At 41.0% G+C, this 19,191-nt stretch carries 14 protein-coding genes and 1 tRNA gene; 14 read left to right on the forward strand and 1 reads right to left on the reverse strand.

Going from position 1 to position 19,191, the window contains the following annotated elements; genetic code table 11:
* Window positions 1–13: 13 nt before the first annotated feature.
* The 8 genes from J2T13_RS12265 to J2T13_RS12300 all read left to right on the forward strand — a co-directional run bounded on the left by J2T13_RS12265 (window position 14) and on the right by J2T13_RS12300 (window position 10,676).
* Window positions 14–1,834 carry an ABC transporter ATP-binding protein gene (locus tag J2T13_RS12265; RefSeq protein ID WP_429371777.1) on the forward strand — a complete coding sequence of 607 codons (1,821 nt, stop codon included), beginning with the start codon at window positions 14–16 and terminating at the stop codon, window positions 1,832–1,834.
* 181 nt (window positions 1,835–2,015) lie between these two features.
* Entirely contained in the window at window positions 2,016–3,203 is a 1,188-nt protein-coding gene (gene purT, locus J2T13_RS12270; protein WP_429371779.1) for a formate-dependent phosphoribosylglycinamide formyltransferase, read from the forward strand.
* Window positions 3,196–3,654, forward strand: coding sequence for a GNAT family N-acetyltransferase (locus J2T13_RS12275; RefSeq protein WP_429371594.1), 459 nt, complete (start codon window positions 3,196–3,198; stop codon window positions 3,652–3,654). The genes purT and J2T13_RS12275 overlap by 8 nt, the downstream gene beginning before the upstream one ends.
* Window positions 3,655–3,925: 271 nt before the next feature.
* Window positions 3,926–5,620 (forward strand): response regulator, encoded by a 1,695-nt coding sequence (locus J2T13_RS12280; protein ID WP_429371596.1) that lies wholly within the window; start codon window positions 3,926–3,928, stop codon window positions 5,618–5,620.
* 79 nt (window positions 5,621–5,699) lie between these two features.
* Window positions 5,700–7,391, forward strand: coding sequence for a histidine kinase (locus J2T13_RS12285; RefSeq protein ID WP_429371781.1), 1,692 nt, complete (start codon window positions 5,700–5,702; stop codon window positions 7,389–7,391).
* Window positions 7,392–7,417: 26 nt separating this feature from the next.
* Entirely contained in the window at window positions 7,418–8,395 is a 978-nt protein-coding gene (locus J2T13_RS12290; RefSeq protein ID WP_429371598.1) for a substrate-binding domain-containing protein, read from the forward strand.
* A 180-nt stretch (window positions 8,396–8,575) separates the two neighbouring features.
* Complete coding sequence (locus tag J2T13_RS12295) at window positions 8,576–9,622, forward strand: galactose ABC transporter substrate-binding protein (protein ID WP_429371600.1); 1,047 nt, start codon at window positions 8,576–8,578, stop codon at window positions 9,620–9,622.
* Window positions 9,623–9,869: 247 nt separating this feature from the next.
* Complete coding sequence (locus tag J2T13_RS12300) at window positions 9,870–10,676, forward strand: CAP domain-containing protein (protein WP_429371783.1); 807 nt, start codon at window positions 9,870–9,872, stop codon at window positions 10,674–10,676.
* A 195-nt stretch (window positions 10,677–10,871) separates the two neighbouring features.
* Here J2T13_RS12300 and J2T13_RS12305 read toward each other — a convergent pair.
* A tRNA-Lys gene (locus J2T13_RS12305) sits at window positions 10,872–10,944 on the reverse strand.
* A gap of 221 nt (window positions 10,945–11,165) precedes the next feature.
* On the opposite strand from J2T13_RS12305, the gene J2T13_RS12310 reads away from it, so the two are divergent.
* The 6 genes from J2T13_RS12310 to J2T13_RS12335 all read left to right on the forward strand — a co-directional run bounded on the left by J2T13_RS12310 (window position 11,166) and on the right by J2T13_RS12335 (window position 19,125).
* Window positions 11,166–12,026 carry a GDSL-type esterase/lipase family protein gene (locus tag J2T13_RS12310; RefSeq protein WP_429371602.1) on the forward strand — a complete coding sequence of 287 codons (861 nt, stop codon included), beginning with the start codon at window positions 11,166–11,168 and terminating at the stop codon, window positions 12,024–12,026.
* A 28-nt stretch (window positions 12,027–12,054) separates the two neighbouring features.
* Complete coding sequence (locus J2T13_RS12315) at window positions 12,055–13,023, forward strand: ABC transporter ATP-binding protein (protein ID WP_429371603.1); 969 nt, start codon at window positions 12,055–12,057, stop codon at window positions 13,021–13,023.
* Window positions 13,016–14,005, forward strand: coding sequence for an ABC transporter permease (locus J2T13_RS12320; RefSeq protein WP_429371605.1), 990 nt, complete (start codon window positions 13,016–13,018; stop codon window positions 14,003–14,005). Before J2T13_RS12315 ends, J2T13_RS12320 begins: the two co-directional genes overlap by 8 nt.
* 80 nt (window positions 14,006–14,085) lie before the next feature.
* Complete coding sequence (parE, locus tag J2T13_RS12325) at window positions 14,086–16,068, forward strand: DNA topoisomerase IV subunit B (RefSeq protein WP_429371607.1); 1,983 nt, start codon at window positions 14,086–14,088, stop codon at window positions 16,066–16,068.
* An 11-nt stretch (window positions 16,069–16,079) separates the two neighbouring features.
* Entirely contained in the window at window positions 16,080–18,512 is a 2,433-nt protein-coding gene (gene parC / locus J2T13_RS12330; protein WP_429371609.1) for a DNA topoisomerase IV subunit A, read from the forward strand.
* 202 nt (window positions 18,513–18,714) lie between these two features.
* Entirely contained in the window at window positions 18,715–19,125 is a 411-nt protein-coding gene (locus tag J2T13_RS12335; protein WP_429371611.1) for a MarR family winged helix-turn-helix transcriptional regulator, read from the forward strand.
* Window positions 19,126–19,191 lie beyond the last annotated feature (66 nt).

The raw sequence follows: 19,191 nt of genomic DNA on the forward strand, positions 1-19,191 counted from the left end.
CCAAGCGGCGGACATGAAGCAGAAGAAGACTAAGAGTGACGGTGGAGAACGTTTTGTATACAAAGATGACGATATTATTGATAAATCGTTTGATTGGAGGCAGTTTCGCAGATTGTTTGCGTATATGAAACCGTATAGCAAGCAATTGCTTCCGTTAATTGGTCTAATGATGATTCTGGGGACAATTACGAAGTTAGCCGTTCCTTTTCTAACAAGTATGGCGATAGACAAGGCGATTTCCCCTGAATTTACAGAACCGAGTCTTAAATTGCTCTACATATTAGCAGGGTGTGTATTATTTCTCTATATTGTTCAATGGTTGGCCAGTACGTATCGTATTAAGTTCACCAATATTATTGGTCAGAGAGTTATCTATGATCTTCGGACAGATTTATTTAAGCATATTCAGAAGCTATCTTTTAATTTCTTTGATAAGAGACCAGCAGGATCTGTTCTCGTCCGAGTAACGAATGATGTCAATTCACTACAAGAGTTATTCACGAGTGGTGTGGTCAACTTAATGATTGACAGTGTTCAGCTAGTGGGTATCGTGATTATTCTATTATTAATCAATTGGAAGTTAGGGCTTGCAGTGATCGTTACTGTACCAATCATGTTCTTTATTTCTACTAAGCTTCGGGTGAAGATTCGACGTGCATGGCAGGAAGTGCGGATGAAGAGTTCTAGAATTAACTCTCACCTTAATGAATCTATTCAAGGGATTCGTGTAACTCAAGCATATACGCAAGAGAAAGAAAACATGGAATTTTTCGATATGATGAATAAGGATAGTAAGAAATCATGGGATAAGGCAACGACAATGAATCAAGGATTCGGACCCCTTATTGAAATTACCGGTGGGTTCGGTACATTAATTCTGTTCTCACTAGGAGCTTATCTCATTCAACATGATCAACTTACAGTAGGTCTGTTGGTCGCTTTCTCAAGTTATGTAAGTAACTTCTGGGACCCGATTAACCGTCTGGGTCAAATGTACAATCAGTTATTAGTCGCGATGGCCTCGTCTGAACGAATCTTTGAATATATGGATGAGAAGCCAAGTATTGATGACAAACCAAACGCTAAGCCGATCCCAGAGATTATAGGAGATATTAGCTTTGAAAATATTGTCTTTGAATATGAGAAAGGACGCCAAGCCTTGAAGGGAATCGATCTGGATGTCAAAGCAGGTCAGACGATTGCGTTAGTAGGTCATACCGGTTCCGGTAAAAGTACTATTATTAATCTATTAAGTCGGTTTTATGATATCACGGAGGGTCAAATTTTAATTGATGGATATGATATTCGTGATGTGCAAGTTGAAAGCCTACGCAGTCAGATTGGGGTCGTTCTGCAAGATACGTTCATTTTCTCCGGGACCATTCGGGATAATATTCGTTTTGGAAGACTGGATGCAAATGATGAAGAAATTGAAGCGGTATGTAAATCCGTAAATGCGCATGAATTCATTTCGAAATTGCCACGAGGATATGAGACTGAAGTTGAAGAACGAGGAAATGTACTCTCGATGGGCCAAAGACAGCTGTTATCTTTTGCTCGAGCATTACTTGCCAATCCACGGATACTTATCCTTGATGAGGCCACGGCTAGTATAGATACAGAAACAGAACTGAAGATACAAGATGCTTTAAAAATTCTATTGAAGGGTAGAACTTCCTTTATTGTTGCCCATCGTCTTTCTACGATTCGTCATGCAGACAAAATCGTCGTTCTAGATCATGGGGAAATTAAAGAAGAAGGGAATCATACGGAGCTGGTAAACCAGCAAGGCATATATCATGGATTGATCGAAGCACAGTTTCGTTTTGTGTAAAAAAATCTTTAATTACATTAATAACCCAATTATTATAAAATTCAACAGCGTTTTTCTTTAATGTGAAGATGTTTTGAATAAAAATATGAGAAAAATGTAGGAAATTATCGGAGTACGCTTGCAATCTTCTTTCTAAACCCTGAAAATAGGAAGTGATAGATCTCTAGGGGGGATGAAAGTGGTGTGGGGTGCTCCTTTTTCTTTTTATTCCAAAAAAATGCTACTGCTAGGTAGTGGAGAATTGGGAAAAGAAGTGGTTCTTGAAGCCCAACGTTTGGGTGTAGAGACCATTGCTGTGGATCGCTATAAAGACGCGCCAGCTATGCAGGTTGCTCATAGGTCTCACGTGATCGATATGTTGGATGCAGAAGCTTTGAAATTAGTTATTCGTCAGGAAAAACCAGACGTAATTGTGCCTGAGATTGAAGCTATCGCAACACATGCCTTATTGGAGTTAGAGAAGGAAGGTTATCACGTCGTTCCTACGGCTAGAGCTACTTCTCTGACGATGGATCGAGAGGGCATTCGTCGCTTAGCGGCGGAGACATTAGGTATTCCAACAGCAACTTATCGATTTGCCGACAGTCTAGATGAACTGAAAGTGGCGGTATCTGAATTAGGAACACCGTGTGTTGTGAAGCCCATTATGAGTTCCTCGGGTAAAGGACAAAGTGTCTGTCGAACCAAGGAGGACGCGGAAGCTTGCTGGACATCAGCTCTTGAAGGTGGACGTGCTAAGAGTACTCGCGTTATTATTGAATCCTTTGTTCAATTTGACAGTGAAATTACACTGCTAACAGTACGATCAGTATCGGGTACGCTCTTCTGCCCACCGATCGGCCATATCCAAAGGGATGGCGATTATGTGGAGTCGTGGCAACCGCATGCGATGAGCGAAGCTCAGTTGAAAGAGTCACAGGAGATTGCCAAAGCTGTCACAGACGAACTTGGGGGATACGGATTATTTGGCGTTGAGCTGTTCGTAACTTCTAAGGGGATTCTGTTCAGTGAGGTATCACCTCGACCTCATGACACGGGTATGGTCACCATGATTACACAAGATTTATCTGAATTTTCCCTTCATGTTAGGGCTATCCTTGGACTACCGATTGACCATGTACATTTGCTTACACCTGGTGCATCAGCGACATTGAAAGCCGAAGGTTCGACTTCTTATTTTGGGGTGAGTGGCTTGGCTGAGGCCCTTTCACTTCCTCGTACTCAGGTAAGAGTGTTTGGTAAACCAGACACTAAGCCAGGTCGTAGAATGGCTGTTGCATTAAGTAGTGCTGCTGATGTTGAGACTGCTCGCAAGATAGCTAAACAAGCTGCTAGCCTTTTAAAAGTGGAGGTATATGATCATGATTAGTCAATTGTCAACTCCTGTACTGTGTATTCGTAATTTTCGGTGGGACGATCTTGAAGTTATTACACATTTGATGCGTCAATTAAACTATCCGACAACGCTAAGTGTGATGAGAGAACGGATGGAAGAGATGGAATCAAGTCCTCTCTATTGTACTTTGATTGCTGAGGTTGACGAGCAAGTGGTGGGTATGATTCATTTGCATAAAGTTGTTGCATATGAGCGTACCGAGAATAATACACAGATTACTGCAGTCATTGTGTCTGGGGAACATCAAGGACAAGGTATTGGCAAAAGATTGATTCTTAGTGCAGAGGATTGGGCTAAGAATCAAGGGAGTTCGAATCTATTCCTGAAGAGTGGCAATCGTGTTGAACGTGCGCCCGCACATGCTTTTTATGAACATATAGGCTTTGCTAAGACAGGCTATCGCTTCAGTAAGAAACTGAAGTAAGAACTGTTTCTTGAACCCATCCCGGGTACCGGGGTGGGTTCTTTTAAATGAATAAAAGTAAGCAGGAGCTTCAACTATCATTTATTATATTTCTATCAGAAGGGTTACCGTCCCATTAAGGGCAATGACCCTGTAACTTGTTGCTATGGAATGCTATAGTTGAGTAACTATATATGGTAAATTGAATCATATTTACAAATAAAAAGGTTTGATATACAATACCGAGGAACTAATAGAAGCGTTTACAATAGGAATAAGGGATGAATGTATAATGTATAAGCTTATTTTGGTGGATGATGAATCAGATGTGAGGGAAGGGTTACTAGAGGAAATTCCATGGGAAGAGCATGGATTTCAAGTCGTTGATAAAGCAGAGAATGGGCGGGAAGCGATTGATCTAATCGAGAAGTATCTACCCGATGTAGTCGTTACCGATATTCATATGCCCTTCATGAACGGACTTGAACTGAGTGACTGGATTAAAAATAAATATCCGAACACAAAAATCATTATTTTAACAGGGTATGATGAGTTCGAGTATGCGCAGAAGGCGATTAAGTTGCAGATCGATGAGTATGTGCTAAAGCCCTTTTCCGCTCGTGAGCTCATAGACATTCTGTTAAAAGTGAAGCAACAGTTGGATGAAGAAACCGCGGATAAAGAAAATCTACAGAATCTGATTCAGCATTATCGCAAAAGTCTGCCTGTTCTACGAGAGCTATTTCTATCGTCTCTAATTTCTCGTCAAGTTCCTTCAGCTGAAATTCGCGAGAAAAGTGTTAGTTATGGCATGAATCTTGCGGCTACTGCTTATATGGCCTCAGTGATCAGAGTGGATTATAGACATTTAGAATATGAAGCCTATAATGGTGACGAAACTTCGCTTACTCAAGGTTCTCTCGAAGTGACAGAAGATCGTCAGTTGCAATTATTTGCAGTACTTAACATAGCAGAAGAAATGGTTCAGAGATATCAGTGGGGTAAAGTTTTCCTGCATCAAGATGACGTAGTCATGCTAGCCATGCTTCCGGATACACAGTCCGACCCATCTCCACAAAGGACATTAGAAATTTTAGAAGAAATTAAGCAAAGTGTTCAGAAATATTTGAAATTGACCGTTACGATCGGGGTCAGTTCACTGATTCATTCCCTTGAAGGGGTGCATCAGGGTTACCGTGAAGCGATACAGGCTCTGGACTATCGACTTATGCTCGGAAATAATCGAGTGATCTGGATTGACGATGTGGAATTAAGGAAGGATGAATACCGTCAGGACGCTCTAGACTACGATGAAATAAAGCAGCAAATGTTAGTACGTTCCATTAAACTGGGCACTGCTCAGGAAGTTAGTGATACGGTCGGTAGTTTATTTGAATGCCTTGAACTTGAGCAACTCTCTGTGAAGGACTATCAAGTCTATGTTCTAGAAATACTAACCTCAATCATGAAAGTGGCTAAGGAATTTAACGTGGAGCTTGAGCAAATATTTGGATCGAATGAACTTCCCTTCGCGGAAATCTACAAATTCAATAATTTAAATGAAGTAAAGATGTGGATCACGGTGTTAAGTGTGAAGCTGATGAACACCATCTTTGCAGGTCGTCAGTCTAGTTACAATCAGTTGGTTGAATCAGCAAAAGAATATATTCTTCTTCATTATCATGAAAGCGATATTTCTATTAATAAAGTGTGTAACCATCTACATATTAGCACCGGGTATTTCAGTAGTATTTTCAAAAAAGAAGTGAAAATGACCTTTGTGAACTATCTGATGCATCACCGAATGGAAACTGCTAAAGTGCTGCTACGTTCTACAGATATGAAAGCTTTCGAAATTGCCGAAAAGGTGGGTTTCGCAGACCCCAATTATTTCAGCTTCTGTTTCCGTAAGAAATTTGGTATCTCTCCTAAGGAGTATAGAAATAACTCGGATGAGGGGGTAGCATGGGGTGAAAATCGAATATAAAGGTTCTCAACGATTTAAACGTACTCGATTACCTAAAGTACCCCTCTTCTTCAATGTCAGAAGTATACAATTTATTATTATGCTGTCGTTTACCATGATTACGGTTGCTGTCGTACTTCTGGTTAGTTTACTGCTCTATAATAAGTTCGCGAAATCAGCTGAGGAGAACGCCTATCTTAATATTCAACAAATTATCGAACAGGTTAACTCTCATCTAGAGTTATATGTCAAAGGTATGCAGGATATTTATGAGGTAGCAGAAGTGCAGATCAAGCAGAGTGATACCATCAATAATTCAATATTACGTGAGCAATTATCAACACTTATTCGAACTCGTGAAGATCTAGTATCTATAGCTCTCTTTGCTCCAAATGGAGGATTAGTACTTGATATTCCAGCTGCTAATATGCGTCGAAATACACAGTTGACGGAGCAGAGTTGGTTTCAGTCCGCTTTAAAGCAGCCTGAGGAGATTTCCTTCTCTCAGCCCCATATACAGAACTTATATAAAGGTCAGTATAAATGGGTGATTTCATTGAGTCGAATGATCGAATATAGAGATGAAGGAAATCTCAAAAAAGGTATTCTACTAGTAGATGTTAATTTTCGTACGATGGATGAGCTGAGTAGTAAAGTTATTCTTGGTAAAAAAGGGTACGCCTATATTATCGATAAGTTAGGTAGTATCGTCTATCATCCACAGCAACAACTGATTTATGCAGGACTTAAATATGAGAATTTAGAACCTGTATTTGAGTATGCGTATGGGAGTTATATGGATACTTCTACTGAAGAAGATCGTTACATTACAATAAGAACTGTAGAGCCCATTGGTTGGAAGATCGTGGGTGTGGCTTATCCAGATGAGATTGTAACGACGAAGAGAGATATGAATCAATTTGTATTCTGGTTCTTATGCATCGTCATTATTGTTGTTTTGCTTATTGCTATTTTTGTATCTGCTATTATATCCAAACCTATTCGTAGGTTAGAAAAATCCGTGAAAATGGTTTCTCAAGGTGACTTCAATACACCTATTGATGTTAAGGGTGCTTATGAGGTAGAACAATTGTCTAAGCGTTTCAATTTCATGTTGCATCGTATCCGGCATCTTGTGGGAGAGAGCATTTATGAGCAAGAAGCGAAGCGTAAGAGTGAACTAGATGTGTTACAGGCACAAATAAACCCCCATTTTTTATATAATACCTTGAATTCTGTCATTCGGATGGTGGAGCGCGGCAAGAATGAGGATGTGGTAACAGCAATTACATCGTTATCGAAGTTTTTTCGAATTAGTCTTAGTAAAGGTAACAACATCATTACTGTAGAAGAAGAGTTGGAGCATGCCCGAAACTACTTAGTTATTCAAAAAATCAGATATAAAACGAAATTCAATTATAAGATAGAGGCGGAAGATGAAGCACTGAAATGTACTACGTTAAAGCTTATCATTCAGCCGATTGTAGAGAATGCGATCTATCACGGCATTGAGTATATGCAAGATGAGGGGAATATTCTTATTACCGTTAGGGTTGTGGGTACGGATGTTGTGATTCAAATCATGGACGATGGACTGGGGATGAGTCCACAAGTGATGGAGCAATTATTAAAGGGTGGGGTTAAAAGTGCTAATGGCTCTGGCGTGGGAGTGAACAATGTCCATGAGCGAATTCAACTGTATTACGGTATGTCATATGGGTTGACCTTTCAAAGTGAATTGGAGGAAGGAACAACCGTTACTATTACTATTCCTCTACAGAGGGATAATTAAGAGAGTGTGGAAAGAGGGATCGGTTGATGTCGATATCCATGAGAAGAATGATGTTGATCTTGGCGATACTAGCGCTCATTACGGTTTCTTGTTCAGATTCATCATCAAGGTTACGCCAGACAAATAACGTCAGACATATAGACATGATAGTGAAAATGAATAAAGGCTACTATTGGAACACGGTTAAGATGGGAGCAGAAGTTGCGGCAAAGGAGTTTAATGTGGAGTTGAAATTCGTCGGTCCTGAAAGTGAAAAGGATATCAAAGGACAAATTAAGATGATGGATGATTCAATATCTCGGAGGGTAGACGCCATTATATTGGCAGCTAGTGATTATATGAAGCTTGCTCAAGTCACAGATCGCGCAGCTTTGCATAAAATTCCAGTCGTCTCGATGGATTCTGAAGTCGCTTCCGCTAGGATTACGACATATGTAGGAACAAATAATTATGAGGCTGGGCAGAAAGGCGCTAAGCGGCTGATAGAACTTATAGGTGAAAAAGGCGCTGTGGGTGTAGTTAGTTTCGTTGAAGGAGCCAAAAACGCAGATGAACGAGCAGAAGGTCTGAAAGACTATATTGCACGTTACCCCAATGTTCGACTTGTAGATATTGTATATTGTGGCTCGGACGAGCAACTAGCAGCAGAACTGACGCGTACGATGTTGCAAGAGAATCCTGACCTTCGGGGGATTCTCGCTTTGAACGAAGTAGCATCGGTCGGTGTAGCCCAAGAAGTACAGAACCTGGGACTAGATCGTCAGGTGAAGCTAATTACCTTCGATAGTCCGCCCGCCGTGATTGAGATGCTACAAGAGGGCGTTGTGCAGGCGATGGTCATTCAGAATCCTTTTAGCAATGGCTATTTAGCTGTTCAGAATGCGGTTGAAGCGATCGAAGGGATAGATGGACCAGAACGTGTGGATACGGGTTCTAAGTTAATCGATCTAGATAATATGCTGTGGCCAGACAACCAAAAACAGTTGTTTCCTTTTGTAAAGTAGTGACTCTCATAATAAGAGGGCATAACGAACCGTTAGGAAGATTGTTCCTAGCGGTATTTTATGAGAATGTTTATATAAAACAGGAGGATTTTATATTCGAATCTGTGTATCATTCCGACATAATTAAAGAATAGCTACAGAGATATGACTGACTACAAGTAAAGGGAGGTTATGACACTTATGAAAAAAGCAATCAAAACAAGTACCTCAGCTCTATTAGCAACTGTACTTCTGAGTTCTATTGTTATAGGGTGTTCAAATTCGAAAGATACAGAAAGTGGGGGAGACAACAAGTTGCCTCATATTGGCGTAGCCATCTATAAACTTGAAGATACGTTTATGAAGGGTGTACGAAATTCCATCAAAACCAATGCAGAGGGCAGAGCAAAGGTAGACATAATAGATAGTAAGAACTCCCAACTTACACAAAACGATAAGATCGATTTATTTATAACTAAGCAAGTAGACGCACTTTTAATTAATCCAGTAGATCGGACTGCGGCGGGTGTCATTATTGATAAGGCTAAAACAGCTAATACGCCGGTTGTATTCCTCAATCGGGAACCGCTTGCTGAAGATATGAAGAAATGGGATAAGGTTTACTATGTAGGGGCTAGAGCCGAAGAATCAGGCACAATGTCGGGTGAGATCATCTCTGATTATTGGAAAAGTCATCCTGAAGCAGATAAGAACGGGGATGGCGTTCTCCAATATGTCATGTTAAAAGGGGAGCCAGGACATCAAGATGCTGAGCAACGAACAAAGTCTTCAATAGAAGGTATTGAAGCAGCCGGAATTAAGGTGGAGAAGGTAGCTGAAGACACAGCCATGTGGGTTCGGGAGAAGGGACAAGAGAAGATGGCTCTATTCCTTGAAACACATGGAGACAACATTGAGGCAGTCCTAGCCAACAATGACGATATGGCATTGGGTGCGATTGAAGCGCTGAAAGCTGCGGGTTACTTCAAAGGAGACAAATATATGCCGGTTGTAGGTGTAGATGCAAATGCAGATGCATTGGAAGCACTCCGGGATGGAACAATGCTTGGAACGGTGTTTAACGATGGGAATTATCAAGGTAAAGCTTCAGTTATACTTGCATCCCTGTTAGCCAATGGGGAAACGCCTACGAATGACAACTTAGGTGCCGAAATTACAGATAATCAATACGTATGGATTAAGTATAAGAAGATTACAAGGGACAATATGGATGACGCGAAACAATAGGTGTTAATAAGTTCGACTACAGTGGGCTGTCTTAGAAGGTCATATAGACCTGAGGGATTAGCTCTATTTGTCGTGGATGCACTCAGAACTATTTAGTATTGAAATCTTCCCTTTTAATAGACACCTAAGTCTCTTACCAATATCTGTGGGAACAAAAGTAATGTCAGACATGTTACAATATTTGTCGAGAGATGACAAAAATGTAACCGAATCAGTTGGGTACAAACAACGAAAAGGGGATGTAATGATGAAAAATACCTTGCTAAAAACGATGGTGAGTGGAGCCTTTGCAACCGCTATGTCTATAAGCTTAATCCTTCCAGGATCAGCGTCTGCAACGAAAGCGGAAGATCTTAATTTTAAGAACTGTAAAGCTTATTTGGATCAGTTCCTTAAAAATAACGGAAGCGAATTTACATGGAATACACAAATCATCACCATTCCAACCGTATCTAAGCCAGAAACGGCTAAAAAGCCAGTCACAACGAAACCAGTGACAACCAAGCCAGAAACGGCTAAAAAGCCAGTCACAGCGAAACCAGTGACAACCAAGCCAGAAACGGTTGAAAAGCCAGTCACAACGAAACCAGTGACAACCAAGCCAGAAACGGTTGAAAAGCCAGAAACAACAAAGCCAGTCACAACGACGCCAGTAGCGGATAACAATACAGCTGTGAATGATCAGTCAAGTGTGGCTACACAAGTGGTTACTTTAGTGAATGAAGAAAGAGCTAAGTCTGGGTTGAAGCCGCTAACGATTCATGCAGGTTTAATTACAGTAGCGTTGGATAAGGCAAAAGATATGAGTAATAACAATTACTTTGATCATAACTCACCTACTTATGGTTCTCCTTTTGATATGATGAAGCAGTATGGTGTCTCATACAGCTACGCTGGTGAGAACATTGCACAAGGGCAGAAGACTCCAGCTGAAGTGATGAAAGCATGGATGAACAGTACAGGCCACCGCGAAAACATTATGAGCGCCAACTTTACTCAAATTGGAGTAGGTTTTCATAATGGCTATTGGGTTCAAGAATTTATCGGGAATTAATCGACCCTATACCTACACTATATCCATATAAACTAAACGGCTCCGTCGTCCTTTCGTGGATGACGGAGCCATTTATATGTTTTCAGATGATAGTGAAAATAATGTGATAATAAATAAGAATGTAACCTCATACAAAACATAAAAAGAAGCAAGGTTAGCATGCTAACCTTGCTTCTTTTTAGTTGAAACCGATGATGGGTTATGTAGGGGTCGAACCTACGACCTGCCGATTAAGAGTCGGATGCTCTACCAGCTGAGCTAATAACCCGTAACAATCAACAAAATATATATTACTACATAACCAACTAAAACACCAGCTCGTTCACAAAATAGACGAAAATTGTTCTGAGAGTGGCATTGAGGTGCTCTGATTTGCAAAATACATCGTAGAAGGTTTATGTTATGGTACATATGAAGATTAGGTTCTTATGAATAAACTACATAAGATAATACAAAGTAAGATAATACAAAGATCGTGGGGGGATAAGATTGAACTCATCGAAATGGATATGGCGTATTGTGAGTACGGTCTCCATTGTGGCAACCATATTACTGATTTTTGGATTTATTTATGCCATCCGTGATGTGAATATGCCACAAGCAAGTACAGAAGCTGTCGAACCATCGTCACAACCTCAAGCGGTTGTGAAGGGTAATTTAGAGGATAAGCAAGAAATTATGATAACTGCGATGGGTGATTCTTTAGCAAAAGGAACAGGAGATAATACAGGAAGTGGGTTTGTTAGGAGAAGCATAGAAGGTTTAACTACAATAACAGGTAAAAAAGTGACATTGTTAAATAATTTGGGAATTAACGGTCTGACGACTGCTCGCCTGTTGCCTAAGTTAGAAGAAAAGGGCACTCAGTATGCCTTGAAACGATCTGATATTATTCTGCTATCCATTGGGGCAAATGATTTATTTAAGGGATCGCAGCTGTTACCTGACAGTAGTGGTGAATCAAGCGATTCAGTGGGAACAACTACCAATGAAGGACAAGCAGAAATTACGCCTGAGCAACTTTTGGCAGCATTGCCCCAAGCTTCGAGTCAATTGAAGAGCATTCTAGAAAGGCTAAGGGAGATTAATCCAGATGCCTATATCATCTATATTGGGTTATATAACCCATTCGGAGATATGAAGGATCTACAAATTGCAGGTAATGATGCCGTGGCAACTTGGAACAATTCAGCACAAACATTGATAAATAAATATGAGAAGATGACGCTGGTACCGACCTTCGATTTGTTTACACATAACTTACAATTATATTTGGCTAGTGACCATTTCCATCCGAATGGTGAAGGGTACCAACAGATTGCAGATCGAATTGTCCAAGGTATTCGTTAGAAGATAAGAGAAGGGAGCGGACTAATCGATGATCACTAGAGCGGATGAAATCATTCTTTCTGTGGAGAATGTGAAGAAGAAAATAGGAAGAAAATGGATTATTAAGGATATTACTTTCGATGTAAGACAGGGAGAAATATTTGGATTCTTAGGGCCTAATGGAGCGGGAAAGACCACAACGATTCGAATGTTGGTAGATTTAATTAAACCGACTAGTGGACTGATTAAAGTATGTGGTCATGATGTGAATCGGGATCAAGAAAAGGCGTTGCAGTATGTAGGCTCTATAGTTGAGAATCCAGAGGTATATACCTATTTAACAGGATGGGAGAATTTAGAACATTTTGCTCGGATGCAGCAGGGTGTGGATGCTGACCGGATTCAAGAGGTTGTGGATATTGTAAGACTAGACCAACGTATTCATGATAAAGTCCGCACGTATTCACTCGGTATGCGACAACGCCTGGGTATTGCGCAAGCGCTTCTTGGACGACCTAAGCTACTAATACTAGACGAGCCAACGAATGGACTTGATCCTAAAGGAATCAAAGAACTTCGTGTATTCATTCGGCAACTAGCTGAGGAAGGGTTAGCTGTTCTCGTATCGAGTCACTTACTCAGTGAAATTCAGTTGTTATGTGATCGCGTAGCAATAATCAGTCAAGGACGTGTACTAGCCGTAGGTGATGTGGAGGAATTGGTATCCCAAAATGCAGAGTATGTGATCTGGGACTTAGAGCCGGCAAACCTTGGGATAGACATTCTGTCTCGATATGACGGTGTTGAAGTCGTTGAAGAGGTTGATCTCTTATTAGACGATGCCATTATTGCGGGCATGGCCCCAGGGGCGATTGTCACTCAGAACGGTGAAGAGGTTATTCCTGGAATTATCACGAAATTAGTATCTGCTGGTGTTCAGGTGACAGGTGTGAATAAGATTAATCCAACACTAGAGCAACTATTCTTAAAAATGACAGAAGGTGAAAACATTGAGTAGGGTGCTACCTTTAATTCAGAACGAGTGCATCAAAATCATTAAGAAAAAGCGTTTCTATGTGATTTTACTTATCTTGCTTATCCTGGTCCCCATGTTTACTTATGCACAAATGCGTTCGTCTGAGCATAGCCGTAAAAACTATAACGGAGACTGGAGATTAGAAATACAGCAGCAAATTACAGATAATGAGAACTCTCTAGGCAGTAGTCGTGTTCCGGAAGAGTGGAAGAAATACAGACTTATTTTTGTGCAACAACTACAATATTATTTAGATAATGATGTGAATCCTAAAGAACCTAATGGGGTAACATTTACCAGAGAATTCATGAATAATTCGATTTCTTTATTTATTCCTTTACTCATCATGGCGGTTGCATCGGATATTGTATCAGGTGAGCGAACCACGGGCACGATTAAGATGCTGTTGACAAGACCGGTGAAAAGATGGAAAGTACTCTTGAGTAAACTAATCACGCTATTAATGTTCGTATCCTTAATTGTGCTGTCAACTTTTATAATTACTTATCTAGTATCGGGATTATTTTTTGGATATAAGGGATTCAATGTTCCGGTGTTTACAGGCTTTCAGATTCAAGGCACTGACGTAGATATGTCCGCTGTACATGCCGTGCCCCAGTGGCTCTATATCGTGATGCAATGTGGGTTGATCTGGTTCGTTAGTGTGACTGTGGCCATGCTTGCTTTCATGGTATCGGTATTGGTTAAGAGTACTGCTGCCAGTATTGTTGTAATGATGGCAGCGCTCATAGCAGGCAGTATTCTCACGAATATGGCCGCTTCATGGACCAGCGCTAAGTACTTTTTTATGGTAAACTTACAACTTACGGATTATTTATCTGGAACTCCGGCTCCAATTGAAGGAATGAATCTTAATTTTTCCTTGATGGTACTAGGTATTTGGGCGGTCGCTTCCATCATTATTTCATTCACCGTCTTTACGAAAAGGGATATCTTGAATTAAAATGGACAAGGATAACAAAACATCTGTTTGTATTTGGATGTTCTTTATTCTACATAAAGTGTTACAAAGGGGGAGCATGAATGGTCGAGGAAATCGATTTGTCTGCACAGTCATCTAAGGGCGGTGTTACTGACCAAACTGGTTATGACGTAGACGACATTCAAGTGCTCGAAGGTCTGGTTGCAGTACGCAAACGGCCAGGAATGTATATTGGCAGTACGAGTGCATCGGGACTTCATCATCTGTTATGGGAAATCGTGGATAATGCCGTGGACGAACATCTTGCCAAATACTGCACGAGAATTGATATAACGTTACACAAGGATGGATCAGTGACTGTTCAAGATAATGGTCGCGGAATTCCAACAGGAATGCATAAAACAGGTATACCAACACCACAGGTTGTATTTACAATCCTGCATGCAGGAGGTAAATTTGGTGGTTCGGGTTATAAGAAATCAGGGGGTCTTCATGGTGTCGGTGCCTCCGTTACGAATGCATTGTCTGAATGGCTGGAGGTTGAAATTTATCGTGAAGGTAAAATTCACCGCCAACGTTTCGAATATTGGGTGGATAAAAAAGGGATAGAGCATGTTGGAGAACCTGTGGGTGGACTTGAACAACTAGGGAATACCAACAAGACTGGATCAAAGATTACATTTAAGCCTGACATTCGCGTGTTTCAAACCGGAATTGTGTTCAATTATGAGACACTTTCAGAACGTTTGCAGGAACTCGCATTTTTGAACTCAGGTCTGCGAATTACACTTAAAGATAATCGTTCTGATAAGCAAGACGAATTCCTCTACGAGGGTGGCGCAAGTCAATTCGTAGAGTTTCTCAATGAAGGTAAAGATGTACTGCATGATGTTATTCATTTCAATGCGGAAAAAGATGATGTAGAGGTTGAAGTAGCCCTTCAGTATAATGCAGGGTACACAGAGACGCTGGCGTCCTTTGTTAACTCTATTCCAACACGGGGTGGAGGTACGCATGAGACAGGCTTTAAAACAGCTTACACTCGTGTTATGAATGATTATGCACGCAAAACAAACCTACTCAAAGAGAAGGACAAGAATCTCGAAGGTAGTGACTTACGTGAAGGTATGATGACCGTCATCAGTGTTAAAATGTCTGATGTCGAATTTGTGGGTCAGACGAAAGATCAGCTAGGCAGTGCATCTGCACGTAGTACGGTGGATGCAATCGTCTCGGAGAATATGCAAATTTTCTTAGAAGAGAATCCTCAGGTGGCACAGACGCTCATTAAGAAATCGGTCCAAGCATCGAAAGCGCGAGAAGCTGCACGTAAAGCTCGTGATGATATGCGAACCGGGAAGAAGCGGAGTGAAAGTTCTAACCTGAATGGTAAACTTACGCCAGCACAGTCTAAAGACGTCACGCGCACTGAGCTTTTCATCGTGGAAGGAGATTCTGCTGGTGGGTCGGCTAAACAGGGTCGTGATTCGAAGATTCAAGCTATTTTGCCTCTAAAAGGTAAACCGCTAAATCCCGAAAAAGCTAAACTTGCAGAAGTCCTGAAGAATGAAGAATATCGCGCTATCGTCTCTGCTATTGGAGCAGGGATTGGAACGGATTTCGAAGTGGAAGATAGCAATTATTCTAAAGTTATTATTATGACGGATGCGGATACAGATGGGGCACATATTCAAGTGCTGTTACTGACATTCTTTTATCGCTATATGAAGCCGCTTATCGATGCTGGTCGGGTGTTCATTGCTCAGCCTCCACTGTACAAGATAACACGTAAATCAGGTAAACTTGAGACGATGCGTTATGCTTGGAGTGATGAAGAGCTACAAAATTATTTGAAAGAATTCGGAGATAAATTTGAATTACAACGTTATAAAGGACTCGGTGAGATGAATCCTGAGCAATTATGGGAGACAACAATGAATCCTGAATCGAGGACGTTACTTAAAGTGCAGATCGTAGATGCAGCTAAGGCTGAGCGACGTGTCTCGACATTAATGGGTGACAAAGTTGATCCCCGCAAACGATGGATTATAGATAACGTGGACTTTACTGATGTTGTGGAATAGAAGGTGAATTTGTGAGCTTATCAGAAGAGTATCTACCGGCATATTTAGAAGAGGTCGTGGGCGATCGCTTTGGCCGGTACTCTAAATATATTATTCAAGATCGCGCAATTCCAGACGTTAGAGATGGTCTGAAGCCTGTACAACGGCGTATTCTGTACTCGATGTATGACTCTGGCAACTTACCAGATAAGCCTTACCGCAAATCGGCAAAGGCAGTCGGTGATGTCATGGGTAATTATCACCCTCATGGAGACTCATCTATTTATGACGGTATGGTCCGGATGGCACAACCTTGGAAGATGGGGCATTGCCTTATTGATGGTCACGGTAACTGGGGATCTATCGATGATGATCCAGCTGCAGCGATGCGTTATACGGAGGCTCGTTTGTCTCCGATCGCTTTAGAATTGTTACGTGATATCGAGAAAGGAACCGTTCAATTCAAGGATAATTTCGATAGTACAACACAAGAGCCTGTCGTTCTTCCTTCTCGTTATCCGAATCTACTCGTAAACGGTGCAAGTGGAATTTCTGCTGGATTTGCTACAGAAATCCCTCCGCATAACTTGCGTGAAGTCATTGATGCCTGTATAGCGGTTATGCAAAAACCAGAGATTGAACTGGAAGAGCTCATGACTTTTATTAAAGGACCTGATTTCCCGATCGGTGGACTCATTATGGGTGGAGAAGGCATAATGGATGCCTATCGTACAGGTAAAGGTCGGATCTATTTAAGATCGAAGACAGATATCGAATTTATGCGTGGTGGTAAACAGCAAATTGTGATTACAGAAATTCCTTTTCAGATTGTTAAATCACGACTTGTAACAGCTATGGAGAATATCCGTCTAGAGAAAAAGGTAGAGGGTATTGCCGAAGTTCGTGATGAGAGTGGACGAGAAGGTTTACGTATTGTAGTGGAACTTAAGAAGGATGCCGATGCGCAAGGGATTTTGGCATATTTGCTCAAAAAAACAGACTTACAAATTACGTATAACTTTAATATGGTTGCTATTGTAAACAAAGCTCCTCAACAGCTAGGGCTTAAACCCATATTAGAGGCCTATATTGCCCATCAACGTGAAGTAGTGACGCGTAGAACTCAGTATGATTTAAACAAGGCGGAAGATCGCTTACATGTCTTAGAAGGGCTTGTAAAGGCTCTTAACATTCTGGATGAAGTCATAGCAGCAATTAAGGCTTCAAAGAACCGTCAGGATGCTCAGAACAATTTACAGTGGATGTTTGGCTTTACAGAGCGTCAAGCAGATTCCATTCTTACTTTGCAGCTTTATCGGATTACCAACTTGGAAATTACAACATTGCAAAAAGAAATGGATGAGATTCATAAGAAGGTTACGAATCTACGTGCAATTATTGAGAGTGACAAGAAGCTTGTTGCCCTCATTCGCAAAGAATTGATGGAGATCAGAGAGAAATACGGCATTGATCGTAGATCCGCTATTCAGGGTGAAGTTGAAGAGATCAAAGTTAACCTTGAAGTCATGGTGAATAGCGAAGATGTTCTCGTGACTTTATCCAAAGATGGCTATATTAAGCGTACCAGTATGCAGTCATTTACACGATCTGGTGGCGAGAGGGAGACTTCGGGTGTTAAGGATGGCGATTACATCAAGAGGGTACTTGAGATCAATACCCTTGAGAAACTACTCGTCTTCACACAAAAAGGACAGTACTTCTTATTGCCTGTTCACCAAATTCCGGAGTTTAAGTGGAAGGATGCAGGGACGGCCATCGTTAACGTCATTCACTTATCCAAGGAAGATGTCATCATTGGTGTAATTCCGATATCTAACATCGAGGAATCTGATAAGAGCCTCGTATTCGTGACGAGAAAAGGTCAAGTGAAACGTACCGAATTGAAGGAATATACGACGACTAGGTCTGGTGCTGTTGCGGCATGTAAAGTGAATGAAGGGGATGAAATACTCTCTGTGAACATTAGCGATGGTAGTAAAGACATCCTACTGATCAGTAAAGAAGGAATGAGTATTCGTTTCCCTGAACAAGAAGTAAAACCAATGGGCCGGGTGTCCGCAGGTGTTCGAGGCATTCAGTTACGTGAGGGTGATGAAATTGTTTCCGCACTATGGGTCAAAGACGATGAAGGTGAGATTCTAACGTTAAGTGATCTTGGCTATGGCAAACGTTCACTTCTAGTCGATTATATTCCCCAGAGTCGTGGTGGCAAGGGTGTAGTAACATTCGAATTCAAAGAAGGTAAGCGAGTTCGTCCTAATGGTAGCCACTTAGTAGGAGCATTCTATTGTAAGGATGCCATACAGATTATTGCGGTTAGTTTAGTAGGAAGTACGTACACCTTCTCTTCTGAACAATCACCTATCTCAGATCGTAAATCTGTAGGTAAACAATTAGTTCATCTTGAAAAAAATGATAGCATTTCAGATTTATTTATGTTGTAACCTTAATTATATTTTCGTTGATATAGCAGGGCATCCGGCTGGTTCTCAGCAAGGGTGCCTTATTTGTGAAACAGGATTATATTGACTAGGACATAAGTATTTTTGAGATGTAGGAAGGAAATGGAACAAAAATCGCGAAAATTAATGTTATGAACTAATACTGTTATCAATCAAATAGAGTGGGAGAAAGGCAGGAATACAGTTGCAAACTTCTGATTTCGCGAAATTATGGTCCAAACTGAGCAAAGATTACAAATTGCACATGGAGAGCGAGCTAGCACCTGTACTAACGGAATCTCAACTTATTGTTCTTGAAGTCATTGTGGAGCGTGGCACGATGAAGCCTTCAGATCTAATCCCTTATTTAACGACTAGCCCGGCGGCTGTAACCATGCTTATAGACCGGATGGAGAAGAATGGACTGCTACAGCGAGAGAGAGACAGTCATGATCGACGGATCGTCTGGGTGAACATTTCGGATAAAGGAAAACAGGAAGCAGAGCGCGGAATGCAAATTCGCAATGCTTTTCTTTCAACGGTGTTAAACCGTATTTCATCGCATAATCAACAGTTACTGATCTATCTTCTAGGCAAAATAACAGCCACCCCATGAATAAGGATTACGACAGAGGATGATTCCTATGATCCTTGGGGAAATATGAACTCAGTGCAGAAAAGG

This window comes from Paenibacillus sp. DS2015, assembly GCF_050433705.1.
Lineage (GTDB): Bacteria > Bacillota > Bacilli > Paenibacillales > Paenibacillaceae > Paenibacillus_AQ.

Excerpts from the sequence above, each read along its gene's own strand:
- parE (WP_429371607.1), top strand. The coding sequence starts at position 14,086 with ATGGTCGAGGAAATCGATTTGTCTGCACAGTCATCTAAGGGCGGTGTT.
- J2T13_RS12285 (WP_429371781.1), top strand. The coding sequence starts at position 5,700 with ATGCTGTCGTTTACCATGATTACGGTTGCTGTCGTACTTCTGGTTAGT.
- J2T13_RS12280 (WP_429371596.1), top strand. The coding sequence starts at position 3,926 with ATGTATAAGCTTATTTTGGTGGATGATGAATCAGATGTGAGGGAAGGG.
- J2T13_RS12265 (WP_429371777.1), top strand. The coding sequence starts at position 14 with ATGAAGCAGAAGAAGACTAAGAGTGACGGTGGAGAACGTTTTGTATAC.
- J2T13_RS12300 (WP_429371783.1), top strand. The coding sequence starts at position 9,870 with ATGAAAAATACCTTGCTAAAAACGATGGTGAGTGGAGCCTTTGCAACC.
- J2T13_RS12315 (WP_429371603.1), top strand. The coding sequence starts at position 12,055 with ATGATCACTAGAGCGGATGAAATCATTCTTTCTGTGGAGAATGTGAAG.
- J2T13_RS12295 (WP_429371600.1), top strand. The coding sequence starts at position 8,576 with ATGAAAAAAGCAATCAAAACAAGTACCTCAGCTCTATTAGCAACTGTA.
- J2T13_RS12290 (WP_429371598.1), top strand. The coding sequence starts at position 7,418 with ATGTCGATATCCATGAGAAGAATGATGTTGATCTTGGCGATACTAGCG.
- J2T13_RS12275 (WP_429371594.1), top strand. The coding sequence starts at position 3,196 with ATGATTAGTCAATTGTCAACTCCTGTACTGTGTATTCGTAATTTTCGG.